The sequence below is a fragment of the Pseudomonas sp. MF06569 genome, from assembly GCF_059862735.1.
This window is the reverse complement of sequence record NZ_JCBCUZ010000010.1, coordinates 122,248-146,777: the sequence shown is the minus strand read 5'-3', so window position 1 is coordinate 146,777 and position 24,530 is coordinate 122,248. Positions and strand designations below refer to the sequence as shown.

At 58.3% G+C, this 24,530-nt stretch carries 21 protein-coding genes and 2 pseudogenes; 6 read left to right on the top strand and 17 right to left on the bottom strand.

The genetic code is table 11. The annotated features are described in order from the left end of the window. From AC19YQ_RS12535 to AC19YQ_RS12520, 4 genes and pseudogenes are all read right to left on the bottom strand, one after another. Positions 1-91 (bottom strand): annotated as a pseudogene (locus AC19YQ_RS12535) (tellurite resistance TerB family protein); the annotation flags it as partial. Positions 92-171: 80 nt separating this feature from the next. After that, positions 172-1,278, bottom strand: a complete 1,107-nt coding sequence (locus AC19YQ_RS12530; RefSeq protein ID WP_133077770.1) for an NADH:flavin oxidoreductase/NADH oxidase — start codon at positions 1,276-1,278, stop codon at positions 172-174. A 231-nt stretch (positions 1,279-1,509) separates the two neighbouring features. Next, the gene (gene recJ, locus AC19YQ_RS12525) at positions 1,510-3,219 is read right to left on the bottom strand and encodes a single-stranded-DNA-specific exonuclease RecJ (RefSeq protein WP_133077771.1); all 1,710 of its coding nucleotides are present in this window, start codon (positions 3,217-3,219) and stop codon (positions 1,510-1,512) included. Positions 3,220-3,261: 42 nt separating this feature from the next. Beyond that, positions 3,262-3,804 (bottom strand): YaeQ family protein, encoded by a 543-nt coding sequence (locus tag AC19YQ_RS12520; RefSeq protein ID WP_019822101.1) that lies wholly within the window; start codon positions 3,802-3,804, stop codon positions 3,262-3,264. 135 nt (positions 3,805-3,939) lie between these two features. Here AC19YQ_RS12520 and AC19YQ_RS12515 point away from each other — a divergent pair, with 135 nt between their 5' ends. Continuing rightward, a complete protein-coding gene (locus AC19YQ_RS12515) occupies positions 3,940-5,139 on the top strand; it encodes a CaiB/BaiF CoA transferase family protein (protein ID WP_326397417.1) in 1,200 nt (399 codons plus the stop codon). 42 nt (positions 5,140-5,181) lie between these two features. After that, positions 5,182-5,994: a TIGR02285 family protein gene (locus tag AC19YQ_RS12510; protein ID WP_500595192.1), complete on the top strand. Its 813-nt coding sequence runs from the start codon at positions 5,182-5,184 to the stop codon at positions 5,992-5,994. Between the two features lie 165 nt (positions 5,995-6,159). On the opposite strand, the gene AC19YQ_RS12505 is transcribed toward AC19YQ_RS12510, so the two are convergent. From AC19YQ_RS12505 to xerD, 6 genes are all read right to left on the bottom strand, one after another. Next, positions 6,160-6,576: a response regulator gene (locus tag AC19YQ_RS12505; RefSeq protein ID WP_326397415.1), complete on the bottom strand. Its 417-nt coding sequence runs from the start codon at positions 6,574-6,576 to the stop codon at positions 6,160-6,162. Positions 6,577-6,712: 136 nt separating this feature from the next. Then, positions 6,713-8,806: a transporter substrate-binding domain-containing protein gene (locus AC19YQ_RS12500; protein WP_326397414.1), complete on the bottom strand. Its 2,094-nt coding sequence runs from the start codon at positions 8,804-8,806 to the stop codon at positions 6,713-6,715. Between the two features lie 119 nt (positions 8,807-8,925). Next, positions 8,926-10,335: a threonine synthase gene (gene thrC / locus AC19YQ_RS12495; protein ID WP_133077776.1), complete on the bottom strand. Its 1,410-nt coding sequence runs from the start codon at positions 10,333-10,335 to the stop codon at positions 8,926-8,928. Positions 10,336-10,396: 61 nt separating this feature from the next. Then, the gene (locus AC19YQ_RS12490) at positions 10,397-11,701 is read right to left on the bottom strand and encodes a homoserine dehydrogenase (protein ID WP_133077777.1); all 1,305 of its coding nucleotides are present in this window, start codon (positions 11,699-11,701) and stop codon (positions 10,397-10,399) included. Positions 11,702-11,837: 136 nt separating this feature from the next. Next, on the bottom strand, positions 11,838-12,569 hold the full coding sequence (locus tag AC19YQ_RS12485) for a thioredoxin fold domain-containing protein (RefSeq protein ID WP_133077778.1): 732 nt from the start codon (positions 12,567-12,569) through the stop codon (positions 11,838-11,840). A 123-nt stretch (positions 12,570-12,692) separates the two neighbouring features. Beyond that, the gene (gene xerD, locus AC19YQ_RS12480; protein ID WP_133077779.1) at positions 12,693-13,589 is read right to left on the bottom strand and encodes a site-specific tyrosine recombinase XerD; all 897 of its coding nucleotides are present in this window, start codon (positions 13,587-13,589) and stop codon (positions 12,693-12,695) included. Between the two features lie 120 nt (positions 13,590-13,709). On the opposite strand from xerD, the gene AC19YQ_RS12475 reads away from it, so the two are divergent. Next, positions 13,710-15,509, top strand: a complete 1,800-nt coding sequence (locus AC19YQ_RS12475) for a cation:proton antiporter (protein ID WP_326397413.1) — start codon at positions 13,710-13,712, stop codon at positions 15,507-15,509. A 137-nt stretch (positions 15,510-15,646) separates the two neighbouring features. Here AC19YQ_RS12475 and AC19YQ_RS12470 read toward each other — a convergent pair whose 3' ends face one another. The 6 genes from AC19YQ_RS12470 to ffh form a co-directional block, all read right to left on the bottom strand. Next, positions 15,647-16,060, bottom strand: coding sequence for an acyl-CoA thioesterase (locus AC19YQ_RS12470; RefSeq protein ID WP_019822086.1), 414 nt, complete (start codon positions 16,058-16,060; stop codon positions 15,647-15,649). Between the two features lie 95 nt (positions 16,061-16,155). Then, on the bottom strand, positions 16,156-16,506 hold the full coding sequence (gene rplS, locus AC19YQ_RS12465; RefSeq protein WP_003440273.1) for a 50S ribosomal protein L19: 351 nt from the start codon (positions 16,504-16,506) through the stop codon (positions 16,156-16,158). Positions 16,507-16,551: 45 nt separating this feature from the next. Continuing rightward, entirely contained in the window at positions 16,552-17,304 is a 753-nt protein-coding gene (gene trmD / locus AC19YQ_RS12460) for a tRNA (guanosine(37)-N1)-methyltransferase TrmD (protein ID WP_003440270.1), read from the bottom strand. A 2-nt stretch (positions 17,305-17,306) separates the two neighbouring features. Next, complete coding sequence (rimM, locus tag AC19YQ_RS12455) at positions 17,307-17,846, bottom strand: ribosome maturation factor RimM (RefSeq protein WP_133076263.1); 540 nt, start codon at positions 17,844-17,846, stop codon at positions 17,307-17,309. A 5-nt stretch (positions 17,847-17,851) separates the two neighbouring features. Beyond that, a complete protein-coding gene (gene rpsP / locus AC19YQ_RS12450; protein ID WP_095001251.1) occupies positions 17,852-18,103 on the bottom strand; it encodes a 30S ribosomal protein S16 in 252 nt (83 codons plus the stop codon). A gap of 249 nt (positions 18,104-18,352) precedes the next feature. Then, positions 18,353-19,729 (bottom strand): signal recognition particle protein, encoded by a 1,377-nt coding sequence (gene ffh / locus AC19YQ_RS12445; protein WP_016781914.1) that lies wholly within the window; start codon positions 19,727-19,729, stop codon positions 18,353-18,355. A gap of 208 nt (positions 19,730-19,937) precedes the next feature. Between ffh and AC19YQ_RS12440 the strand changes: the two genes are divergently transcribed. The 3 genes and pseudogenes from AC19YQ_RS12440 (at position 19,938) to AC19YQ_RS12430 (ending at position 23,216) form a co-directional block, all read left to right on the top strand. Continuing rightward, on the top strand, positions 19,938-20,750 hold the full coding sequence (locus tag AC19YQ_RS12440) for a cytochrome C assembly family protein (RefSeq protein ID WP_133076264.1): 813 nt from the start codon (positions 19,938-19,940) through the stop codon (positions 20,748-20,750). Between the two features lie 186 nt (positions 20,751-20,936). Continuing rightward, a pseudogene (locus AC19YQ_RS12435) lies at positions 20,937-21,641 on the top strand (transporter associated domain-containing protein); the annotation flags it as partial. A gap of 258 nt (positions 21,642-21,899) precedes the next feature. Further along, complete coding sequence (locus tag AC19YQ_RS12430) at positions 21,900-23,216, top strand: MFS transporter (protein WP_133076265.1); 1,317 nt, start codon at positions 21,900-21,902, stop codon at positions 23,214-23,216. 108 nt (positions 23,217-23,324) lie between these two features. Here AC19YQ_RS12430 and purT read toward each other — a convergent pair whose 3' ends face one another. Beyond that, entirely contained in the window at positions 23,325-24,506 is a 1,182-nt protein-coding gene (gene purT / locus AC19YQ_RS12425; RefSeq protein WP_133076266.1) for a formate-dependent phosphoribosylglycinamide formyltransferase, read from the bottom strand. Positions 24,507-24,530: the final 24 nt, after the last annotated feature.

The window sequence follows — 24,530 nt, the reverse complement described above, 5'->3', positions numbered from 1 at the left end:
CACTGGAAGCGTTGCCTTGAGCGCCGGCTTTCTTCTCCAGCATTTGCTGGCCGGATTTCAGTAACTGATCAAGCAATCCACGGGTACTCATACGCAGCCTCTCGCAACAGGGTTCAAGGGAAGCCACAAAGCCCGCCAAACAGGCGGGCTTGTGGTGGAAACAGACGCGTTTCAGTCACGCAAGTCAGACTCATGAATCGGTTGGTCACGGTGGGTGGCACGCTGGTACTGGGCAGGCCACGTGGCCTTTTTGCCACCCAGGTCATCATCGGCGTGCAACGGCCAATACGGATCACGCAACAGCTCGCGAGCCAGCAGAATCAGATTGGCCTGACCGGTGCGCAGAATATGTTCGGCCTGAGCAGGCTCGGTGATCATCCCCACCGTGCCGGTGGCGATGCAGGCCTCTTTGCGCACGCGCTCGGCAAAACGGGTCTGGTAACCCGGCCCCACCGGAATTTCGGCATTGGCCGCCGTTCCGCCTGAGGAGACGTCGATCAGGTCGACACCCAACGCCTTGAGGCGTCGTGCCAGCTCAACGGTTTCGTCGGGGTTCCAGCCGTCTTCGACCCAGTCGGTGGCCGACACTCGCACAAACAGCGGCAACTCTTGTGGCCACACCCCGCGCACGGCCTCGGTGACTTCCAGCACCAGGCGAATGCGGTTTTCGAAGGAGCCACCGTACTGGTCTCGCCGCTGATTGCTCAGTGGCGAAAGGAATTGATGCAACAGGTAGCCGTGGGCAGCGTGCACCTCAACCACCGAAAAGCCCGCTTCCAGCGCCCGCTTGGCGGCATCGACGAAAGCCTGGATCACATCCTGTATCTGGGCTTCGTCCAATTGTGTCGGCGCGGTGTGTTGCGGATCGAAGGCAATCGGTGAAGGCCCGACGGGCACCCAGCCGCCCTCCTCCACTTTGACGCTGCCATGCTTGCCCAGCCACGGACGATGGGTACTGGCCTTGCGCCCGGCATGGGCCAACTGAATACCGGCCACCGCACCTTGTGCCCGAATAAAGCGGGTGATGCGCTGCAGGGGTTCGATCTGTTCGTCGTTCCACAAGCCAAGGTCCTGGGCGGTGATTCGCCCTTCAGGGCTTACGGCGGTGGCTTCGGTAAAAATCAGTCCGGCGCCGCCTACGGCACGGCTGCCCAGATGGACCAGATGCCAGTCATTGGCCAGTCCGTCGACACTGGAGTACTGGCACATGGGAGAGACCGCAATGCGGTTAAGAAGGGTCAGTTGTCGCAGAGTGTAGGGCTCGAGCAGCAGACTCATGGGTCACCTCTAATTCCAGTGGGTAGGCTCCAAGTACTTCTAGAGACTAGTCGACAACACTGGATGAGGGCGAGTTCAAATCGCACAGGGCAGGAGTAAATTTCCTGTGCGAGTAACCCGTTTTTTTGTGGGAGCGGGCTTGCTCGCGATACAAGCGCCGCGACCTGTCAGACAACCCGGAGAGATGTTATCGCGAGCAAGCCCGCTCCCACAAAGGGGGGACTGGAGGTATTAACGTGGTTCGATATGGGCAATCATCAGTTGCACGGTTTCGTTGCCGCGAAACTCGTTGAGGTCGAGTTTGTAGGCCAGTTCAACCCAGCGAATGGTCGGGTTCGGCCACACTTCGCGATCGACCCCGAAGGCAATGCCGTCGAGCTTCACACTGCCGCATTCAGTTTTGAGCACCACTTTCAAATGCCGCTCGCCAACGATGCGCTGCTCAACCAACTGGAACACCCCGTGAAACAACGGTTCCGGGAAGTGCTGCCCCCACGGCCCGGCATTGCGCAGGGCCCGCGCCAGCTCCAGGTGAAACTCTTCAACTGCCAGGCTGCCGTCGGACAACATACGCCCGGTGAGGTCCTCTTCACGCAGTTGACGTCGGACTTCGGCATCAAATGCCTGAGAGAACAGCGTGAAGTTGGCCTCGGGCAAGGTCAATCCGGCCGCCATCGCATGGCCGCCGTATTTACTGATCAAGTCCGGATGCTGGGCGGCCACTACGCTGAGTGCGTCGCGGATATGAAAACCCTGAACCGAACGCCCCGACCCCTTGAGCATGCCGTCGCCTGCATCGGCAAAGGCGAAGGTTGGGCGGAAGTAACGCTCCTTGAGGCGCGAAGCCAGAATCCCGATCACCCCCTGGTGCCACTCAGGATCAAACAGACACAGGCCAAACGGCATGCTGTCGATTGTCAGATCCTTGAGTTGGGCCAGCGCTTCACGCTGCATCCCCTGCTCGATGGACTTTCGGTCCTGGTTCATCTCGTCCAGTTGCGCGGCCATTTCCCGAGCCGCATTGGCGTCATCGGTCAGCAGGCACTCGATGCCCAGGCTCATGTCGTCCAGTCGCCCGGCGGCGTTCAGGCGCGGCCCCAGGATAAAGCCCAGATCGGTCGAGGTGATTTTTGAGTGATCGCGCTTGGCCACTTCCAAAATGGCCTTCAGCCCCGGACGCGCGCGCCCGGCACGGATTCGCTCAAGCCCTTGATGCACCAGAATCCGGTTGTTGGCATCCAGCGGCACCACGTCCGCCACACTGCCCAATGCCACCAGGTCCAGCAACTCGGCGATGTTCGGCGCCTTGCTGTCCTGGTACCAGCCCAGGCTGTTCAAGCGCGCACGCAAGGCGATCAGTACGTAAAAGATGACCCCGACCCCCGCCAGCGCTTTGCTGGGGAATTCGCAGCCGGGCTGGTTGGGGTTGACGATGGCATCCGCCGCCGGCAGTTCGTTGCCCGGCAAGTGGTGGTCGGTAACCAGCACGCTCAATCCGGCTTTTTTGGCCGCGGCCACGCCTTCAATACTGGAGATCCCGTTGTCGACCGTAATCAGCAACTGCGGGGTACGCGTCAGCGCGACTTCGACGATTTCCGGGGTCAGGCCGTAGCCGTATTCAAAGCGGTTGGGCACCAGATAATCGACATGGGCCGCCCCCAGCAAACGCAAGCCCAGCATGCCCACCGTACTGGCCGTAGCCCCGTCGGCGTCAAAGTCGCCCACGATCAGAATGCGCTGGCGCTGCTCGAGCGCCACCACCAGCAAATCCACGGCCGCATCGATGCCCTTGAGCTGCTGGTACGGGATAAGTCGCGCCAGACTTTTGTCCAGCTCAGCTTGCGACTGCACACCCCGTGCCGCGTAGAGACGCGTCAGCAGGGTTGGCATTTCGCCCAAAAAAGGCAGGGTTTGAGGCAGTGGACGAGGTTCGATGCGCATAAGCGGGTGAAGAGTCTCTTGGTCGTAATAAAGTGGAGTGGCTTAGCCGCGTTCGCCTTGCAGCCACTGCAACTGCACTTCGTGCTGGCCGCGATCGTCGGTCACGAAGATAGTGCCTTCGCTGATCATGACATCCCACTTGATAACCCGTGGCATGTCTTTGGCCAGCACTTCAAGAATCTCTTGCGGGACGGCAGCAATGTTGACGTTTTTCAGGTTTTTGATCGCCGGGATCACCTTGCCTTCCCACACACGCAAGCTGCCATAGGCCAGCAAACTGGTGCGCTCGGTACGGCGCGAGCACCAGGTCAGGCGGTCGGCGTCGGGCTGGCCAACTTCGATCCAGTGCAAAACACGGTCATCCAGGCTTTTTTCCCACAGAGCTGGTTCGTCTACATCAGACAGGCCACGACCAAAAGACAGATGCTCGTTGTACCAAAAGGCGTAGGCAAGAAGGCGCACGGTCATGCGTTCTTCGGTTTCCGAAGGATGACGGGCGATGGTCTGCTTGACGCTTTCATAAACCCCGCGATCGAGATCGGTCAGGTTGAGTTCAAACTTGTAGGTCGTGGACGGCTGTGCCATGAACGGGCTTCTTGATACTGAGAAAGGCGGCAAGTCTAACCGATACGCTGTCATTGAACGAATCGACCCGCTTCTTGCCAGCGACCAGCTATGTTAAAAGGCTGTACTCGCTCGCCCCCAGGACAAGGATTCCACATGCCGCTTGCCACCAAACCCCTATCAGGCCTAAAGGTCGTCGAACTGGGCACTCTGATCGCGGGGCCTTTTGCATCGCGCATTTGCGCTGAGTTTGGCGCACAGGTGATCAAGGTCGAGTCCCCGGATGGTGGCGATCCTCTGCGAAAATGGCGCAAGTTGTACGAAGGCACGTCGCTGTGGTGGTTCGTCCAGGCGCGCAACAAAAAATCCCTGACCCTGAACCTCAAGCATCCCGATGGCCTGGACATCCTCAAGGCCTTGCTGGCTGACGCCGATATCCTGATCGAAAACTTTCGCCCCGGCGTGCTCGAAAAACTGGGCCTGGGCTGGGATGTGCTGCATGCCCTGAACCCGAAACTGGTGATGGTGCGCCTGTCCGGCTTTGGCCAGACCGGCCCCATGAAAGACCAGCCGGGCTTTGGCGCGGTAGGCGAGTCCATGGGCGGGCTGCGCTACATCACCGGTTTTGAAGACCGCCCTCCGGTGCGAACCGGCATCTCCATTGGCGACTCGATTGCCGCGCTGTGGGGCGTCATTGGCGCCCTGATGGCGTTGCGTCATCGCGAGGTCAACGGCGGGCAAGGCCAGGTGGTGGACGTAGCACTCTACGAGGCCATTTTTGCCATGATGGAGAGCATGGTCCCCGAATTCGATGTGTTCGGTTTTATCCGCGAGCGCACGGGCAACATCATGCCGGGCATTACCCCGTCTTCGATTCATACCAGCCTGGACGGCAAGCACGTACAGATCGGCGCCAACGGCGACGCTATCTTCAAGCGTTTCATGCACATCATTGGCCGTGACGACCTGGCGAATGATCCGGCACTGGCCAGCAACGATGGCCGTGACGCCCGTCGTGATGAGCTGTATGGCGTGATTGACCGCTGGGTCGGCTCGCTGCCGCTTGAGACGGTGCTGGAGCAGTTGAGCACGGCGCAAGTCCCCGCCAGCCGCATTTTTTCAGCAGAAGACATGTTCACTGACCCGCAATTTCTGGCCCGTGAAATGTTTCTGCAAGCCAAGCTGCCTGACGGCAAAGACTTCAAAATGCCCGGTATCGTGCCCAGGCTGTCTGAGACTCCCGGCTCGGCCGATTGGGTCGGGCCTGAGTTGGGCGCCCATAATCATGAGTTGTTGAGCGCGCTGGGCTACGACGCAGCAGCCATCGCCAACCTCAAGCAAGCGGGCGCCATTTAGGCCCGTTGCCACGTTGAGTGGCAACCGAAGGAGATCAGCACGATGACTCATCGCTTGAAGTGGCGAAGCCTTTGGGCAGGCCTGATAACGCCGCTGCTTCTGGTCTGGGCCACCGGCAGTCAGGCCGAGCCAAAGCTGATCTGGCTGCTGCGCGATCTACCGCCGCTCACGGTGTTTCACGGGCAGCAAAAAGGTCAGGGGGTCATCGATCAAATGATGCCCGTGCTGATCGAAAGCATGCCGCAGTACCAGCACGTCATCATGCAGGTCAACCGGGCGCGGGCCCTGCAGATGCTGGGTGAACGGGCACTGGCCTGCGATCCGGCCTTGATCTGGAACCCCGCTCGCGCCCAGTCGATTGTCTACTCCGCACCCGTTGCAGTCATGCACAGCAATGGCATGGCCATTCTGAGTGAGAACCGGCACCTGGTCGAACCCTTCATCCAGAACAACAAGGTTGACCTGCCAGGGCTGCTAAAGGCTCAAACCATGAAGCTTGGAGTCATTGCCAAGCGCAGCTACGGCGAGTGGATTGACGCCCAGCTGACCCAGGCCCCTGCCAGCCAGATTGTCATGCATTACGGCAACGATCCGCTGAGCAGCCTGCTGCAAATGCAGCAGGCTGGCCGCATGCCGGCACTGCTGGGGTATTGGCCGGAGATCCAGGCCAAGGCCAACGAACAAGGTTTGCCGCCCGACTCACTGACGTTTTACCCGATTCAGGGCGCACCCGAGTTTCAGTCCATTTACATTGGTTGTTCGGCCACACCTGAAGGTCGCGAGGTCATTCGCACCGTCAATACCCTGCTCAACACATTGGGGCCAGCCCCCGTGTCGCACCTGGATTCGCAATGACAAAAAAAACAATAAAAAAAACCCGAGCAGTGGGGAAGCTACTCGGGTTTTAACAAGGTCTTGACGACCCGCTCAACAGGCTACAAGCATCGGAGCAATAGACTTGCTCCTGTTGATGGAAAATCTGACACACCAAGCCCGCTGAAAGTTCCCCGATACCAGCAGTTAATTCCCCTTGGCAGCGCCAGCGCTCGAACACGTGCGCTGATATGAGTCCAGCAATTGCCCCAAGCTGCCCAGGGTCAGTGGTTTAGACAAGCAGCCCAACACCCTCAGGCCTTGCTTGCGGGCCAGCTGGGCCGCTCTTTCGATCACAGGGGGCGCCGCCGCACTCAAAATGATCACCGCCCTCGCACTGCGCGCGCGGGCCAGTTCGCTGATCAACTCAAGCCCCGATGTGCCGTCCATGTAGAGATCGCAAATGGCAAGATCGATTGCCCCGCACTTGAGCAGGGACTCCCGGGCCGAGTCCACGCTTTCAGCCGTCAGGACGTCAAAAATCCGAAAAGCGTTCAACATTTGGTGCAACGCCATTAACTGAAACGGGTTGTCTTCAAGAATCAATACTTTCAGAGGCCGCATCTTGAACCTTCAGGGCATAAACCTGCTGTTACAGAGTGTGTGAACTTTAGTAGGCCCAGCAGCCAAGAAACATAGGAAATTTCTGAAAGTTGTGCTGTTTTATACAAAGTTTGTTTTTAACGTTTAAGTGAGCCTGCTAGCTCCACTTCCTGGTCTCGGAGGTATCAAACCACCCGCCTACCAGCCCTTCCAGCCGCCCTGATACGGAGTAAAACGGGACAGTCCACTGGTAGATTTCCATACCTCCCGCTTTAAACTCCACCCACCGTTTTTTGTAGCAAGGCTTACGGCTCTGGATCATGCGCATAAGCTCTTGCTGAAACTGCTCAGCCAGCTCATCAGGAAATAAATTGACGTCCGTGACCTTCAATCCGCATATCTGCTCCAGTTGCACCGACAAGCGCTCTTCATAGCTTTTATTGCAGGCGAGCAACTCACCTTCCAGGCCCACCACGAATATCGGGCTGGGGATGCCATCCAAATAACGTCGATTGAGTTCCAGCTCCTCGCGCAGGGATTGCTCAAACCGGCGCCTGATCCCTAGCTGCCTGCGCAGAAACCGGTTCCATGAAAACAGCATGAGGCCAGCGGTAAACAACGCTGCAAATGCCCAATACAACCAGACTGAAGGGTAAGCTCCCCCCTCGATAACAAGTGGTTGACCAACGCCTCCCAACCATCGGGTTCTCAGCGCTCGAAATTCGGCCACCGGAATGGCCTCAAGCGCCTTGTTCATGATGCCAAGCAGCTCAGGGTATTGGGTCGATACCGAAAAACTGGCAGCGGTCCATCGTCCATCCACACTGCGCCCGACCTTTAGACGCCCCGGCGGATAGAGGTGAGCTTGTGTCTCGCTCTGGATCGTTGCATCCGCATCACCCGTGGCCACTGCGTGGCGTGCCTGGGCGTAGGTATCCACCAGCAGCAAGGTGATTGCGGGGTACTCTCGTCGAATCAAGTCTTCGAGGGCGTGCCTGGCGGGAAGCACCAGCACCTTACCCGCCAACTGGTCCAGCGAACCCAGCCGGGAATCATTGACGCGCACCACAAATACCCAGGGTGCCCCTCCGTAGGAATAGGTGAAGTCCAGAAAAGCGCTACGCTCACGGTTTCGGGAGAGGCTGGAGTTCATTTGCGCCTCGCCACTTTTGAGCATGTCCAGAATGTTCACCGTTGAAAACGCTTCCTTGTGCACAAACTGCAGCCCGGTCATTCGAGATATACGCGCCAGAATGTCAACGCTCAGCCCCACCCAGCGACCGTCTCCAGCCCTGAACGCGTACAACGGAAACTGTTGGGTGGCGAGGGTCACGACCGGATGACGCTTGATCCATTCCTGCTCGTCGGGCAACAGATCGATGGGCTGCTGCCCGCTGCTCCCTTCAAGCCCGGTCGTCCAGCGGGCCAGGACCATCTGTCTCGTTGCGTCATCAATGCTGCCGAATGCCTTTTCAATCAACGCTGCTAGCTGGGGCTCGGAGCGGCGAGTGGCAAAAGCAAACCCGTCAGCCGGCAAAACGCTATCACCCATAATGCGCACCCCTGAGTAAGGCCGAACATTCTTGAATGCCTGCACCATGAGCTCGTTACCGATGAATGCATCGATATCCCCTTCAGCCAGCGCTTCCATGGCACTCTGCAAATGGGGGGTGAGGATGAGCTCGCTGTCGGGGTAAAACCCATGGGCGGTCTGTATATCGACGTAACCATCGACAAAGCCTATCTTTTTACCCGCCCAGCGCGTAATCGGCTCGAAGTCACTGGCACGCCCGACGATGACCCCTTGATCAACCATGTAGCTGCGGGAAAAAGCGATGCCTTCAATCCCCCGTTCAAAGCCGCTGGCACTGGTCAGGATGTCGATTTTCCCGGCCAGCAGCTCGGCCAATGCCTGGTCTCGCTTTTTGTAGCCCAAAAGCTCGACAGACACTCCCAGCCTGTCACGAACGAGCCCCAGGTAATCGGCGCTGAGGCCCTGGTAGTAATCGCGATCATTGGTGATATCGACAGGTTCGTAATCGCCGAGGGCGATACCCACACGCAGCGTTGGGTGATCGGCCAGCCATTGCTGTTCAGAGGCATCCAGTTGCAGCGGCTTGAACTCGATAAAGCTTGTTGCAAGCCTGAAGGGCAAACCATGGCTGGCAATGGCCGGCTGCATACAGGTCAGGAGAACCATCGCCAGCAATAGGCGCGCCCCTGATTCAAATGCCTGGTGAAGTGGTGACATGACAGAATCCTTGGCCACAAACCCGCCAACATGCGGGGTCTAAAAGCGGCCAAGGATGCCATGCGCAAACAAAAAAGCCCGTCAGATGACGGGCTTCAAAACGCGTAAGACAAATGCTCTTAAAGAGGCTTGCCTCGATTACCATGCTGGCTGACAAAGGCTTGAACAGCCTTGAGATCATTTGCCAACACGGTGTAGCGCTCTTCTCGCTCAAAAAGGTCGGAAAGGTGCGACGGCAACTCCTGCGCTTTTCCTATGCCGGCTTTCTCAACCGCTTCCGGGAACTTGACCGGGTGTGCCGTGCCCAGGATAACCATCGGAATATCCAGGCTGCGACGGCATTCGCGAGCTGCACGCACGCCAATGGCAGTGTGCGGATCCAGCACTTCACCGCTCTCGGCAAACACCTGGGCGATGGTTTCGCAGGTCTGCTCATCATCGACTGCCAACGAGTCGAACAGACGGCGCGCCTCGGTCCAGCGATCATCTTCAACGCTGAAGTTGCCGGTTTGCTTGAACGTGTCCATCAGGGCTGCAACCGCCGCGCCATTGCGACCGTGAAGATCGAACAGCAAACGTTCGAAGTTCGAAGACACCATGATGTCCATCGACGGCGACAGGGTCGCGTGCAGGGTGTCCTTGGCGTACTGATTGCCGCTCATGAAGCGATGCAGGATGTCGTTGCGGTTGGTGGCAACGATCAACTGGTTGATCGGCAAGCCCATGTTGCGCGCCAGGTAACCCGCAAAGATGTCGCCAAAGTTGCCGGTAGGCACCGAGAACGACACTGATCGGTGCGGTCCGCCCAGTTGCAGGGCTGCATGGAAGTAGTAAACGATCTGGGCCATGATCCGCGCCCAGTTGATCGAGTTCACCGCGACCAGGCGTGTGCCCTTGAGGAAACCCTGGTCGGCAAAACTGGCCTTGACCATTTCCTGGCAGTCATCGAAGTTGCCTTCGATGGCGATGTTATGAATGTTGTCACCGAACAGCGTAGTCATCTGGCGACGCTGAACTTCCGACACCCGGTTATTGGGGTGCAGGATGAAAATGTCGACATTCTCGCAATGCTTGCAGCCTTCAATGGCAGCCGAGCCGGTATCACCGGAGGTTGCTCCGACAATCACCACGCGCTCGCCACGCTTTGCCAGCACGTAGTCGAGCAAGCGACCGAGCAGTTGCAGGGCGAAATCCTTGAACGCCAGGGTCGGGCCGTGGAATAGCTCAAGCACCCATTCATTGCCATTGAGCTGACGCAGCGGCGCTACCGCTGCGTGGGAAAACGCGCCGTAGGTTTCTTCGAGAATCTTTTTGAAGTCCGCGTCCGGGATACTGCCGGTCACAAACGGGCGCATGACCCGAAACGCCAACTCGTGGTACGGCAAACCGGCCCAGGAAGCGATTTCTTCCTGGGTAAAGCGCGGCAGGTTTTCCGGCACATACAAACCGCCATCGCTGGCCAGCCCGGCCAGCAATACATCTTCAAAATTCAGGGCCGGTGCCTGGCCACGGGTGCTGATATAGCGCATGTTTTTCAAACCTTCGGTTTGAGCGCCAAGCGGCCGGGAACCTGCCGCTTGGCGCTATCAATTAATTGAGATGTTCAACTCGGATACGAACCACTGGCCCCACTACGCCCTGCAACGTTTCAAGCGCCGTGATCGCATCGTTCATGTGCTGCTCGATGACCCGATGGGTCAGCAGAATCATTGGCACCAGACCATCGTGCTCCTCGACCTCTTTTTGCATGATCGACTCGATGTTGATACCGCGCTCGGACAGGATACTGGCCACTTGAGCCAATACGCCCGGATGATCCTTCGCCTGGATACGCAGGTAGTATGCGCTTTCACACGCATCGATCGGCAGGATCGGGTGATCGGACAACAGGTCTGGCTGGAAGGCCAGGTGCGGCACACGGTTTTCAGGGTCGCTGGTCATGGCGCGAACCACGTCCACCAGGTCGGCAATCACGGACGAAGCCGTTGGCTCCATGCCCGCACCTGCGCCGTAGAACAGGGTCGAACCGGCAGCATCACCATTGACCATGACGGCGTTCATGACGCCATTGACGTTGGCCAGCAGGCGATCAGCCGGAATCAGCGTTGGGTGAACACGCAGTTCGATACCATTGGCCGTGCTGCGCGCAACACCCAGGTGCTTGATGCGGTAACCCAGGGCTTCAGCGTAATTCACGTCAGCGGTTGTCAGCTTGGTGATGCCTTCGGTGTAGGCCTTGTCGAATTGCAACGGGATACCGAAGGCAATCGACGCCAGAATCGTCAGCTTGTGTGCTGCATCGATCCCTTCAACGTCGAACGTCGGGTCGGCTTCGGCATACCCCAGCGCTTGCGCTTCAGCCAGCACGTCTTCGAACGTACGGCCTTTTTCACGCATCTCGGTGAGGATGAAGTTACCGGTACCGTTGATGATGCCCGCAACCCAGTTGATGCGGTTGGCCGACAGGCCTTCACGAATGGCCTTGATCACCGGGATGCCGCCTGCAACGGCCGCTTCGAACGCAACGATCACGCCCTTTTCCTGGGCCTTGGCGAAGATTTCGTTACCGTGAACGGCAATTAGTGCCTTGTTCGCAGTCACTACATGCTTGCCGTTCTCGATGGCCTTGAGCACCAGCTCACGAGCGATGGTGTAACCACCGATCAGCTCGATGACAATGTCGATTTCAGGGTTGGTCGCAACAGCGAATACATCGTTGGTAATGGGGGTACCGGTAATGTCGCACTGAGGGTTTGGCGTACGCATTGCAATTTGCGCAACCTGGATACCACGCCCGGCACGGCGCGCAATCTCTTCGGCGTTACGCTTTAGTACGTTGAAGGTGCCGCCACCGACGGTCCCGAGCCCACAGATACCTACTTTGACCGGATTCACGCTGAACTCCCCATAAAACGGCCGACTCAAGGTCGGCCGTGGAAAACAACCGTGGATTGCCACGGTTCTCTATTAATAGCCGGGCAGTTGGACTGCCCCGCCATGATCGTCAAAGGCTTACCGTGACGATGCAGGATTATTTAACACTGAGTGCCAGCTTGCCAACCTGTGCAGCAGGCTGATAACCCGGAATTACCTGACCGTCAGCCAAAACAATGGCTGGCGTGCCATTTACACCGATGGACTGGCCCATCGCGAACTGCTTGGCGACCGGGTTGGCGCATTTTGGCGCCTCGACCGTTTTACCGTCAGTCATCTTGTCCATCGCCGACTTTTTGTCCTTGGAGCACCAGACGGCCTGCAGTTGCTGGTCACCTGGAGAACCAAGGCCCTGACGCGGGAATGCAACATAGCGCACTTCGATCCCCATTTTGTTCAGCTCAGGGACTTCGGCGTGCAATTTGTGGCAATACGGGCAAGTGGTGTCGGTAAAGACCGTGATGTGCGACTTGGTTTCACCGATTGCAGGGTAAACGACGGTCTCTGCCACCGGAATGCCATTGATCAATTTGGCGACGCCAACACGCTCTGCCTGCTCGGTCAGATTGACCGGCTTACCGTCCTTGAGCTGGAACATATAGCCTTGAACGATGAACTGTCCATCCGCACTGGCGTACAGAACGCGACTGCCCTTGAGTTTGACTTCATACAGGCCGGCCATCGGGCTTGCGCTGATGCTCTCGACCGGAACATCCAGCTGCAGCGTTTCGAGGCTCTTGCGAATAGCTTGCTCGGCGCCGGTGTCGGCGAACGAAAACGTACTGACCAACGCAATGGCTGCGGCGGCAAAAATCTGGGTCACGCGCATGGGAACTCCTGAAGACGGGCAACGCGGCCAACCCGCAATACCCGACATGGAACTTCGAGTGGGGGCGGCGCGCTTTCTGAACCGGCAAAGCCTACCACAGATGGCTTGCATGACCGACTACCACTAGCCACGCGGGTGATGGCGGGCGTGGAGGTCCTGCAGGCGGGCACGGGCCACATGGGTGTAGATCTGGGTCGTGGACAGGTCGCTATGCCCCAGCAGCATTTGCACCACACGCAGGTCGGCGCCGTGGTTGAGCAGATGGGTGGCGAAGGCGTGACGCAAGGTATGAGGCGACAGTGACTTGTCGATCCCCGCGACTTTGGCTTGATGCTTGATGCGGTGCCAGAAGGTCTGGCGAGTCATTTGCTCACCTCGCTGGCTGGGAAACATCACATCACTGGGGCGCCCTGCGAGCAGCTCATGCCTGGCATCGCGCATGTAGCGCTCAACCCAGACGATGGCCTCCTCCCCCATCGGCACCAGGCGCTCCTTGCTGCCCTTGCCCATCACCCGCAACACCCCCTGACGCAGATTGATCTGCTCCAGGGTCAGGCTGATCAACTCTGTCACCCGCAGGCCACAGGCATACAACACTTCGAGCATGGCCCGATCACGCTGACCGATGGCATCACTCAGATCCGGAGCGGCGAGCAGCGCCTCAACGTCGGCCTCTGACAGGGACTTGGGCAACGGCCGGCCTAACTGCGGCATATCGACTTGCAGCGTCGGGTCGACGGCAATCAGCCTTTCTCGCAGCAAGTAACGATAGAACCCCCGCGCGCCTGACAGGAAGCGCGCGGTGGATCGGGGCTTGTAGCCATGCTCCAGTCGCCAGGCCAAGTGATCGAGGATCAATTCGCGCCCGGCATTGATCAACGCAATGTCGCGCTCGCCCAACCAGCCATTGAACAAGGCCAAATCACTGCGATAAGCGCCGCGAGTGTTGTCCGAAAGGCCTTTTTCCAACCACAAGGCATCCAGGAAACGGTCGATAAGTGGATCGTCTATAGCGGGCATTGGCTCTCGAAATGCGCAGGCCAGAGGCTGCGCACAAATAAAAAGTGAAGTGCAAAAGTGGCCGCTAGTCTTTCATAGCCGGCGCACGCCATAAACCCCAAGTTCCTACAGGATCACCTTATGACCGAACAACAGATTTTGCTGTCTTTCGGCGGTATCGGCATCGCAGCCCTGGGCTCCCAGTGGCTGGCCTGGCGACTGAAGTTGCCGGCCATTCTGTTTTTGCTGTTGACCGGGATTTTAGTGGGCCCCGTATTGAGCTGGCTTAACCCTCAAGAGCTGTTCGGCCCCTTGCTGATGCCGCTGGTTTCTCTGGCTGTGGCGTTGATTCTGTTTGAAGGCAGCCTGACCCTTCACCTGTCCGAGTGGCGCGAAATCGGCACAGTGGTGCATCGACTGGTCACGATCGGAGCGCTCTCGACCTGGGCGGTGATCACCCTGGCTACCCATTGGCTGCTGGGCTTTGACTGGCTGCTGGCCTTGCTGTTCGGCACCCTGACGCTGGTCACAGGGCCGACGGTGATTGTGCCGATGCTTCGTGTCGTGCGGCCCAAGGCGTCTATTGCCACTATCCTGCGCTGGGAAGGCATTGTCATCGACCCGATTGGGGCGTTGCTCGCGGTCGTGGTTTACAGCTTCATCATCGCCAGCGCCACGGGCGAAGGCCTGAGCCACAGCCTGCTGACCTTTGCCGGGGTGATTGTCTGCGGCAGCGTGTTCGGCATCGTGGGCGGCTGGATCATGGGGCACATCGTGCGCCGCCAATGGCTGCCCGAGTATCTGCAAAGCCTGGCAACACTGGCGGCGGTGCTGGCTGTGTTTATTGGTGCCAATGAGGCCATGCATGAATCGGGCTTGCTGGCGGTCACGCTGATGGGCATGTGGATGGCCAACATGAAAGGCGTGGATGTACGCAACATCTTGCACTTCAAGGAGAACCTGAGCATTTTCCTGATCTCGGGCCTGTTCATTCTGCTCGCCGCGCGCCTGGACTTGAACGCCATGATCGGCCTCGGGCCGGTGGTGCTGGTGTTGCTGCTGATTATTCAGTTTATTGCTCGTCCACTGAACGTCGTGCTCTCAACGTTTGGCTCAAAACTGAACTGGCGTGAACGCGCTCTACTTGCCTGGATTGCTCCGCGCGGAATTGTCGCGGCTGCCGTTTCAGCGATTTTTGCAATCAGGCTGGACGAAGCGGGTCACGAAGGCGCGTTGCTGCTGGTGCCGCTTACGTTTGCGGTGATCATTGGCACCGTGGTACTGCAAAGCGCCACGGCACGGCCTCTGGCCCGCCTGCTGAAAGTGGCCGAGCCCGCACCCAGCGGCTTTTTGATCGTCGGCGCCAATGGCCCGGCCCGGATCATTGGCAAAGCCCTTCAGCAACTGGGCAGCCGGGTACTGCTGACCGACTCCAACTGGGAAAACATTCGCTCAGCGCGCATGGAAAACCTGCCGACTTACTTTGGCAACCCGGCATCAGAGCACGCCGAATCCCATCTTGACCTGGTGGGCCTGGGGTATTTGCTCGCCCTGTCGCCGTCTGGCGAGCTGAACACCCTGGCAGCGGTTCGTTTTCACCACGAGTTCGGCCCCCAGCGCTTGTTTGCCCTGACCAATGGCCAGGAAAGCCGGCGCACCGACAAACATCGCGCCAGTCACGAGTACCGTGGGCAAGCGCTGGGCAACCCGGCACTGACCTATGGCCAGCTGGCCAGTGAACTGAGTCAGGGTGCCGAGTTGTACAGCACGAACTTGACCGACAACTTCACCTGGGAGGACTACCAGAACCTGCACGGTAAACGCGTCACCCTGCTGTTCGCCCGGGACGGGAATGGCTGGGTCCATGTGGTGACACCCGACAGCGAGCTGAAACCGGGTACCGGGTGGACGTTGCTGGCACTGATCAGGCAGCAGAGCTGAAGCCCCACCTTCCTTGTGGGAGCGGGCTTGCTCGCGATGGCATCCCTGCGGTGTGCCAGCCAGACTGCGGCGCTTGCATCGCAGGCAAGCCAGTTCCCACATGTAATGCGCTGCTCACAAAACTGCGCAATGCCGTTTTACGAGGCAAACCCTGGCAACACCGGCACCGGGCGCTTGTCATCATCGATGGCAACAAAGCTGAACAAACCCTGGATGGCCAATTCGCGGCCATCGCAACTCATGCTTTCGACATACACCTCAACCTCAACCTTGAGACTGGTGTTGCCGACTTTAACCACTCGCCCCACCAGCTCAACGATGCAACCCGCGGCAATGGGGTGGTTGAAGTCAATGCGATCGGTAGACACCGTCACCAACGGCAGACGACAAAAACGAGTGGCGGCGATAAACGATACTTCGTCCATCCAGGCCAGCGCAGTGCCGCCAAACAGGGTGTTGTGGTGATTGGTGGTCGATGGGAAAACCGCTTTGGTAATACGGGTAACGGACAATTCAGTACGACGTTGAATCTCTTGCTCACGCAAAGTCATGCTTTTACTACCTACAACTGGACAAAGGTATGACAAATCTCAGGCAACAAAAAAGCAGCCCGAAGGCTGCTTTTTTCTGCATCGGGAAGCTGGACTTAAGCCAGTTTTTCCTTGATGCGAGCTGCTTTACCGGACAGGTCACGCAGGTAGTACAGCTTGGCTTTACGAACGTCACCGCGACGTTTCACTGCCATGCTGTCGATTTGCGGGCTGTAGGTCTGGAAAGTACGTTCTACGCCAACACCGTTGGAGATTTTACGAACAGTGAAAGCACTGTTCACGCCACGGTTACGCTTGGCAATCACTACACCTTCGAAAGCTTGCAGACGCGAACGATCGCCTTCCTTCACTTTCACCTGAACGACAATGGTGTCGCCCGGGGCAAAAGGAGGGATCTCTTTGGTCATCTGCTCTGCTTCGAGTGCAAGGATGATTTTGTTAGTCATGCTGTGCTCCTAAGGTAGATCAACTGATCTACCATCGATACGTTGTTAACTATCGTCCCGCTCGCGGATATATTCCTCGAGCAGCTTCTTCTCTTCTCCAGAAAGCGAGCGGCTTTCCAGAAGATCGGCGCGTCGTTCAAAGGTCCGCCCAAGGGACTGCTGTAAACGCCAACGCCGGATGTGTGCATGATTGCCACTAAGCAATACGTCGGGAACACGCTGATCCGCATACACCTCCGGTCGGGTGTAGTGCGGGCAATCCAGCAAACCATCCGTGAAGGAATCTTCCTCCGCGGAGTCCGCATGCCCTAAAGCTCCAGGCAGCAGTCGTGTAACCGCATCAATCAGAACCATCGCCGGTAGCTCGCCACCAGAGAGTACATAGTCACCAATCGACCACTCTTCATCGACATAAGCGTCTATAAAACGCTCGTCAATGCCTTCATAACGACCTGCAATGAGGATTAATGCTTCCTCATTCGCCAGTTCGCGTACCGCCGACTGATTCAGTTGACGGCCTTGGGGCGACAGGTAAATAACCTTCGCCGCCTCTCCGGCTGCTTCTCTGGCCTGAACCAGTGCATCTTCCAGAGGCTTGATCTTCATCACCATGCCCGGACCACCGCCAAATGGGCGATCGTCCACAGTGTGATGTCGGTCCGTTGTGTAGTCTCGCGGGTTCCAACAAGTCAGCTGCAAGAGCCCTTGTTTCACCGCACGACTAGTGATGCCGTAGTCGCTGATGGCGGAAAACATTTCGGGAAACAAACTGATCACTTCTACGCGCAATTTAGCCACGCTTAGAAGTCCGCATCCCAATCCACCTTCATCTCGCCCGCTACCAGGTCGACGCTCAGCACGCATTGCTCTGTATAGGGCAACAAGCGATCGCGATCATCCAGGCTACCTGGGCAAGGTTTGACTTCCATGACATCGTTCGAGCCAGTTTCCATCAGGTCAACAATCTTGCCGAGCAATTGCCCTTCAAGGTTGGTCACTTTCAGTCCCTGCAGCTGGTACCAGTAGTACTCGCCGTCGGTCAGTTCAGGAAACAGGTTACGCGGCACGCAGATTTCGAATTCACGAAGAAGACCAGCTTCATCACGGTCATCGAGACCCTTGAGCTTCACAACCAGAAACTTGCCGTTATGAGAACGGCCACTGACCAGCTCTGCCTGTCGTACATCATTGCCGCGCCGAAGCGTCAGCTTTTTGTAGTCCAACAGGTTATCAATTGGATCCGTAAAGGAATAAACCTTCACTTCGCCGCGCACGCCGTGAATCGAATAGATTTTGCCGATAACGATCAAATCATCAGCAGTTTCAGGCGTCACGCTCATATTGCTCAGGCCGCAGCCTTAGCGTTTTCTTTAACCAGCTGAGCAACACGCTCAGACAGTTGAGCACCAACGCTCAGCCAGTAGGCGAGGCGGTCTTCTTTAACGGAGAAACGGATTTCCTGACCACGGGCAACCGGGTTGAAGAAACCAATTTGTTCCTTGTGGGAACCGTCACGTGGGTTACGGCTGTCGGTAACGGTCAAGTGGTAAAACGGGCGCTTTTTGGAGCCGCCAAGGGCAAGACGGATTGTTAGCATGTGAACATCGTTCCTGTAGTCGGTGCTGCAAATCTAAAGGCACAGCGGGCATAGGTGCCCGAAAGGCCGCATATTCTAAGGAATATCCGGACTTTTGCAAATGTCTTTTTCTGGCGCCTATCGGCATGCCGTACAGACTTGCAACGAGATCACCATGAATGGTGACAGGTCAGCTCCCGCACAGTGCGGGTTTGCCGGGTGTCTCGCATTGCTGCGAGTTGCCCGCACGCAAGCGTACGGGCGGGTAAATTACATTTTTGGCATGCCGCCGCCGGGCATCATCGAGCCCATGCCGCGCATCATTTTGGCCATTCCACCTTTGGTGGAGAACTTTTTCATCATCTTCTGCATCTGCTTGTGCTGCTTGATCAAGCGACCGATGTCCTGCACCTGAGTGCCGGAACCCATGGCAATACGGCGTTTACGCGAACCGCTGATCAGCTCAGGGTCGCGGCGCTCGGCCGGGGTCATGGAGTTGATGATGGCTTCCATCTGCTTGAACTGCTTTTCAGCTGCGCCCTGGGCATTGCCCATTTGCGCCAGATTGACGCCACCCATGTTCGGCAGCTTGTCCATGAGGCCGCCAAGGCCGCCCATGTTCTTCATCTGTTGCAGTTGGTCGCGGAAGTCTTCGAGGTCGAAGCCTTTACCTTTCTTGAGCTTTTTGGCCAGTTTGTCGGCTTTGTCTTTATCGAGGGTCTGTTCGGCCTGCTCGATCAGGCTGAGCACGTCGCCCATGCCCAGGATGCGCGAAGCGATACGGTCCGGGTGGAAAGGCTCAAGCGCGTCGCTCTTCTCGCCCATACCGATGAACTTGATCGGCTTGCCGGTAATGGCACGCACGGACAGCGCCGCACCGCCACGGGCATCACCGTCGACCTTGGTCAGGATCACGCCGGTCAGCGGCAATGCGTCGCCGAAAGCCTTGGCGGTGTTGGCCGCATCCTGGCCGGTCATGGCGTCAACGACAAACAGGGTTTCAGCAGGCTTGACGGCCGCGTGCAGCTCCTGAATCTCGGCCATCATCTCGGCATCGATATGCAGGCGGCCCGCGGTATCGAGGATGACCACGTCGATGAACTTCAGCTTCGCTTCAGCAATGGCTGCGCGAGCGATGTCTACCGGCTTCTGGCTCAAGTCGGACGGGAAGAAGGTCACGCCGACTTCATTGGCCAGGGTTTCGAGCTGCTTGATCGCTGCCGGACGATAAACGTCGGCCGAGACCACCATCACGGTTTTCTTTTTGCGCTCTTTAAGGAAGCGCGCCAGCTTGCCGGCGGTGGTGGTTTTACCCGCACCCTGCAAACCGGCCATCAATACAACGGCTGGCGGCGTGACATTGAGGACCAGATCCTCGTTGGCAGCGCCCATCAGGCTTTCAAGCTCAGCCTGGACGATCTTCACAAACGCCTGGCCAGGCGTCAGGCTGCGGGACACTTCTGTGCCTACAGCGCGCTCTTTGACCGCGTTGACGAAGTCTTTGACGACTGGCAACGCCACATCGGCTTCCAGCAACGCCATGCGCACTTCACGCAGGGTGTCTTTGATATTGTCCTCGGTCAGCTTGGCCTTGCCGGTGACATGGCGCAGCGTCTGCGAGAGACGATCGGTTAAATTTTCAAACATGCGCGATCCTTTCAGGCCCAAAGTAGACCGGGGTTATTGCGGCCCAGCCCGTGTAAAACTGATGCTCGGCGAGCCTGCGGCGTGGGCAGGTCGCGGATTATAGCGAAGACTGGCCGTGTCCGACACCTTGCCGTCGGCTTATGTGGTCTTTCGTGTACAGGCGGTTGTATGCCAAACTCAGTCCTTTCGGGCTTGCCTAACAGGATTTATGCTCCCCTTGTCACCCAGCTTGCTACCCAGCCTCGCCGCCGCCTGCTTATATGCCGCTGCGACCTTCTATCAAGGCTCTTGCCTGCGCCAAGGCGCAAAGGCGAACAAACGCCTGTTGGTGACGCTTGGCATTCTTGCCGTGCTCGCCCACGCCGCCAGCCTGTTTACCCACCTGATGACGCCTGCCGGCCTTGAACTGGACTTTTTCAGTGCAGCCAGCCTGATTGCCGCGGCCGTGATCACCGTGACCCTGGTTGCCTGCGCACGGATACCGGTCGAGAACCTGCTGCTGCTTTTATATCCGCTGGGCATGCTGACAGTGCTGCTGTCCGAATTCGCGCCGCCCGGCACGGTTCAGGTCATTAATGAAGAGCCCGGCATACTCGCGCATATCCTGCTGTCGATCCTGGCCTATGGCATGTTCACCATCGCGGTGTTCCAGGCATTGCTGCTGTCGCTGCAGAACTATCAGCTCAAGCACAAGCATCCCAAGGGCCTGATCAAAAACTTCCCGCCGCTGCAAACCATGGAAAGCCTGCTGTTCGGCTTCTTGTGGGCCGGCTGGTCACTGCTCTCGATGTCCCTGATTTCCGGCTGGCTGTTTTTGGGCAACCTGTTCGCCCAGCACCTGGTGCACAAAACCTTGCTGGCCTGCCTGGCATGGATCGTATTCAGCGTGCTCCTGCTGGGCCGTTATCACCTCGGCTGGCGCGGCCACAAAGCCATCCGCTGGACGTTTGCCGGCTTTTGCCTGTTGATGCTGGCCTACTTTGGCAGCAAGCTGGTTCGTGAATACATTCTGCATATCTGACGGGCGATAATTATGGATAGCTTGCCCCCTGGGCCGATTCTGGCGGTCTCGGCGCTGTTGATCGCAGGAGCCGGGATACTTGTCGGCTATTTTCTGGGCAAGACTGGCGCAGCGGCCAAGCGTGCAGAAGCCCTGCAACCGCGCGAGGAAGCGCCCCAGCAACTGGACGAGCAAAACAACAGTCGCCCGCACCTGCTTTCCGGTATCCATGCGCTGGACAACATCACGGTCAACGACATCCTGATCCCGCGCAGCGAAGTCGAGGGCCTCAATCTGGATGATCCGATCGAAGACCTGATCGAACAACTACGCCAGACCACACGCACGCGCCTGCCGGTGTTTCACAACGACATCAATCAGGTCGAAGCCATCCTCAACACCCGCCACATTCAACACATGCTGCCTGATGCCAGCCTGACCAAAGAGGCATTGCTGGCCGTCTGCCATGAACCTTACTTCATCCCCGAAAGCACCCCGCTGCAACTGCAACTGCTGAACTTCCACAAGCAGCAGCGTCGGCTGGGCGTGGTGGTCGATGAGTACGGCGAAGTGCTGGGCATCGTGACACTTGAAGACATCCTCGAAGAAATCGTGGGCGAGTTCGAAGATGAGCAAAACATCGACAACCCCCATATCGATCCCCTGCCCGACGGACGCTATGTGATTGATGGCGCAGCCTCCATACGCGAGCTGAACAAAGCCCTGGGCTGGCACCTGCCCTGCGACGGCCCCAAAACCCTCAACGGCCTTGTCACCGAAGCGCTGGAAACCATCCCGGAAACCACGGTATGCCTGAAGATCGGCGGCTACCGCCTGGAGATCCTCCAGACCGAAGATAACCGCGTCAGCCGAGTGCTTATCTGGCACAACAGCGTCAAGCCCGCGGCTTAATCGCCGCGTAAGGTCTTGTTACATTTAAACGGGCCTCCCTATAATCTTCCTCGCTTACCCAAGCCTCGCCGACACGCGTGCTACCCGCACCCAGCGCTGTCGGCGCGTTGCTTTACGCAGTACCTGCGTACGTTCCCATCCTGAACTGCGCTTGCACCCTGTTATCCCCCAGGGCAAACGACCATAAAAATTGCTCGCCACGTCACGCCGCAAAGGCTGGCATCGGCCAATGAGCTCATAACTGTCAGGGATTTACGCATGACCTCCAGCACTACTTACAGCGAAGCCTCGCCCGACAAGCCGGCCAACTCCGCAACCCGCGTTGCCACGGCCAGTTTTATCGGCACGGCCATCGAGTTCTACGACTTTTACGTGTATGCCACCGCCGCCGCACTGGTCATTGGCCCGGTATTTTTTCCGCAGACCTCCGGCACGGCGCAGATGCTGTCGGCGTTCCTGACCTTCGGCATTGCCTTTCTCGCCCGCCCGCTGGGCTCTTTCCTGTTTGGCCACTTCGGTGACCGTATCGGGCGCAAATCCACACTGGTCGCCTCCTTGCTGCTGATGGGCGTGTGCACCACGCTGATCGGCGTGCTGCCAGGTTACGCCACGATCGGCGCCTGGGCTCCGATCCTGCTGTGCGTGCTGCGCTTCGGTCAGGGGCTCGGGTTGGGCGGGGAATGGGGCGGCGCAGCATTGCTGGCCACCGAGAACGCTCCCAAAGGCAAGCGCGCCTGGTATGGCATGTTCCCGCAACTGGGGCCCTCGATCGGGTTTCTGGCAGCCAACGGCCTGTTCCTGATTCTGGCCATGAGCCTGAGCGATGAGCAGTTCCGCTCATGGGGCTGGCGCATCCCCTTCCTGCTGAGTGCGGCGCTGGTGATGGTCGGCTTGTATGTGCGCCTGAAACTGGAAGAAACACCGGTGTTTGCCAAAGCCGTAGCGCAACACGAGCGGGTGAAAATGCCCATCGTTGAGCTCTTCAGCCAATACTGGGCACCGATGCTGCTGGGCGCCGCCTCCATGGTCGTGTGCTATGCACTGTTCTATATCTCGACCGTGTTTTCGCTTAGTTATGGCGTGTCCACGCTGGGCTATACCCGCGAGACCTTCCTCGGCCTGCTGTGCTTTGCCGTGCTGTTCATGGCCGCTGCAACACCTCTTTCAGCCTGGGCCAGCGATAGATATGGACGCAAGCCGGTGCTGATTGTCGGCGGTGTACTGGCGATCTTGTCGGGCTTTCTGATGGAGCCTCTGCTCACCCAGGGTTCGACCTGGGGCGTGGCGCTGTTTCTGTGCATCGAGCTGTTTCTGATGGGCGTGACCTTTGCCCCCATGGGCGCCCTGCTGCCTGAACTGTTCCCGACCCGCGTGCGCTATACCGGCGCATCGGCGGCGTACAACCTGGGCGGGATTGTGGGCGCATCGGCCGCACCGTTCTTTGCCCAGAAGCTGGTGAGCATGGGCGGTTTGAGCTGGGTGGGCGGGTATGTTTCGGGTGCGGCAGTGCTCAGCCTGATCGCTGTGCTGTGCCTGAAAGAAACGAAAGAGGCTGACCTGAACAAGGTGGCCTGATCGGCGCAGGAAATCCGTAATCGCTGTCGAGGCACGAAGGCTGCGAGCTCTTAAAGTTTAAAAGCTCGCAGCCTTCGTGCCTCGGCAGCGACTACGGGGATGTTTTTTTTACAGCTCGACCACTACAGCCTTGGCTGCACGGGTCGCCTTGGCGCGTGCAGCTTCAATCGACTCATCACGGGCCAGGGCCACGCCCATGCGGCGCTGGCCATTGACCTCTGGCTTGCCGAACAGGCGCAAGGCCGTATCCGGCTCGCTCAAGGCCGCACCCAGGTTGGAGAACGCAGTCTGGGTCGACTGCCCTTCCACCAGAATCACCGCCGAGGCCGATGGCCCGAACTGACGGATCAGCGGAATCGGCAAGCCCAGAATCGCTCGTGCATGCAGGGCGAACTGGGACAAGTCCTGGGAAATCAGCGTAACCAGACCGGTATCGTGCGGGCGCGGCGAGACTTCGCTGAACCACACCTGATCGCCCTTAATGAACAGCTCAACGCCAAACAGGCCGCGGCCGCCCAGCGCCTCGGTCACGGCTTTGGCAACACGCTCGGACTCGGCCAGAGCAATCGGGCTCATGGCCTGCGGCTGCCAGGACTCCTGGTAGTCGCCCTTCTCCTGACGGTGACCGACCGGCGCGCAGAACGTGGTGCCACCGATGTGGCGTACGGTCAGCAGGGTGATTTCGTAGTCGAAGTCGATAAAGCCTTCGACAATGACCCGCCCCTTGCCCGCACGACCGCCTTCTTGTGCGTAGTCCCAGGCAGCTTTCACATCATCAGTGCTGCGCAGCAGGCTCTGGCCCTTGCCCGACGAGCTCATCACCGGCTTGACCACACACGGGAAGCCCAGGTCCAGCACGGCGGCGCTGTAGTCTTCAAAGGTATCGGCAAAGTGATACGGCGAGGTTGGCAGGTCCAACTCTTCTGCCGCCAGACGTCGAATGCCTTCTCGGTTCATGGTCAGCGAAGTGGCGCGGGCGGTCGGAATGACGGTAAAGCCTTCGGCTTCCAGCTCAACCAGGGTCGCGGTGGCAATGGCTTCGATTTCAGGAACAATAAAGTGCGGCTTTTCTGCTTCGATCACGGCACGCAAGGCTGCGCCATCGAGCATATTGATGACGTGGCTGCGATGGGCAACCTGCATGGCCGGTGCGTTGGCATAGCGATCGACAGCGATCACTTCGACCCCCAGACGCTGCAATTCGATGACAACTTCTTTGCCCAGTTCGCCGCAGCCACACAGCAATACGCGGGTCGCGGTCGGCGACAGTGGGGTTCCGATACGGGTCATTTCAGGTCCTCATGGAAACAAATC

Excerpts from the sequence above, each read along its gene's own strand:
- AC19YQ_RS12530 (WP_133077770.1), bottom strand. The coding sequence starts at position 1,278 with ATGAGTCTGCTGCTCGAGCCCTACACTCTGCGACAACTGACCCTTCTT.
- recJ (WP_133077771.1), bottom strand. The coding sequence starts at position 3,219 with ATGCGCATCGAACCTCGTCCACTGCCTCAAACCCTGCCTTTTTTGGGC.
- AC19YQ_RS12520 (WP_019822101.1), bottom strand. The coding sequence starts at position 3,804 with ATGGCACAGCCGTCCACGACCTACAAGTTTGAACTCAACCTGACCGAT.
- AC19YQ_RS12515 (WP_326397417.1), top strand. The coding sequence starts at position 3,940 with ATGCCGCTTGCCACCAAACCCCTATCAGGCCTAAAGGTCGTCGAACTG.
- AC19YQ_RS12510 (WP_500595192.1), top strand. The coding sequence starts at position 5,182 with ATGACTCATCGCTTGAAGTGGCGAAGCCTTTGGGCAGGCCTGATAACG.
- AC19YQ_RS12505 (WP_326397415.1), bottom strand. The coding sequence starts at position 6,576 with ATGCGGCCTCTGAAAGTATTGATTCTTGAAGACAACCCGTTTCAGTTA.
- AC19YQ_RS12500 (WP_326397414.1), bottom strand. The coding sequence starts at position 8,806 with ATGTCACCACTTCACCAGGCATTTGAATCAGGGGCGCGCCTATTGCTG.
- thrC (WP_133077776.1), bottom strand. The coding sequence starts at position 10,335 with ATGCGCTATATCAGCACCCGTGGCCAGGCACCGGCCCTGAATTTTGAA.
- AC19YQ_RS12485 (WP_133077778.1), bottom strand. The coding sequence starts at position 12,569 with ATGCGCGTGACCCAGATTTTTGCCGCCGCAGCCATTGCGTTGGTCAGT.
- xerD (WP_133077779.1), bottom strand. The coding sequence starts at position 13,589 with ATGCCCGCTATAGACGATCCACTTATCGACCGTTTCCTGGATGCCTTG.
- AC19YQ_RS12475 (WP_326397413.1), top strand. The coding sequence starts at position 13,710 with ATGACCGAACAACAGATTTTGCTGTCTTTCGGCGGTATCGGCATCGCA.
- AC19YQ_RS12470 (WP_019822086.1), bottom strand. The coding sequence starts at position 16,060 with ATGACTTTGCGTGAGCAAGAGATTCAACGTCGTACTGAATTGTCCGTT.
- rplS (WP_003440273.1), bottom strand. The coding sequence starts at position 16,506 with ATGACTAACAAAATCATCCTTGCACTCGAAGCAGAGCAGATGACCAAA.
- rimM (WP_133076263.1), bottom strand. The coding sequence starts at position 17,846 with ATGAGCGTGACGCCTGAAACTGCTGATGATTTGATCGTTATCGGCAAA.
- rpsP (WP_095001251.1), bottom strand. The coding sequence starts at position 18,103 with ATGCTAACAATCCGTCTTGCCCTTGGCGGCTCCAAAAAGCGCCCGTTT.
- ffh (WP_016781914.1), bottom strand. The coding sequence starts at position 19,729 with ATGTTTGAAAATTTAACCGATCGTCTCTCGCAGACGCTGCGCCATGTC.
- AC19YQ_RS12440 (WP_133076264.1), top strand. The coding sequence starts at position 19,938 with ATGCTCCCCTTGTCACCCAGCTTGCTACCCAGCCTCGCCGCCGCCTGC.
- AC19YQ_RS12430 (WP_133076265.1), top strand. The coding sequence starts at position 21,900 with ATGACCTCCAGCACTACTTACAGCGAAGCCTCGCCCGACAAGCCGGCC.
- purT (WP_133076266.1), bottom strand. The coding sequence starts at position 24,506 with ATGACCCGTATCGGAACCCCACTGTCGCCGACCGCGACCCGCGTATTG.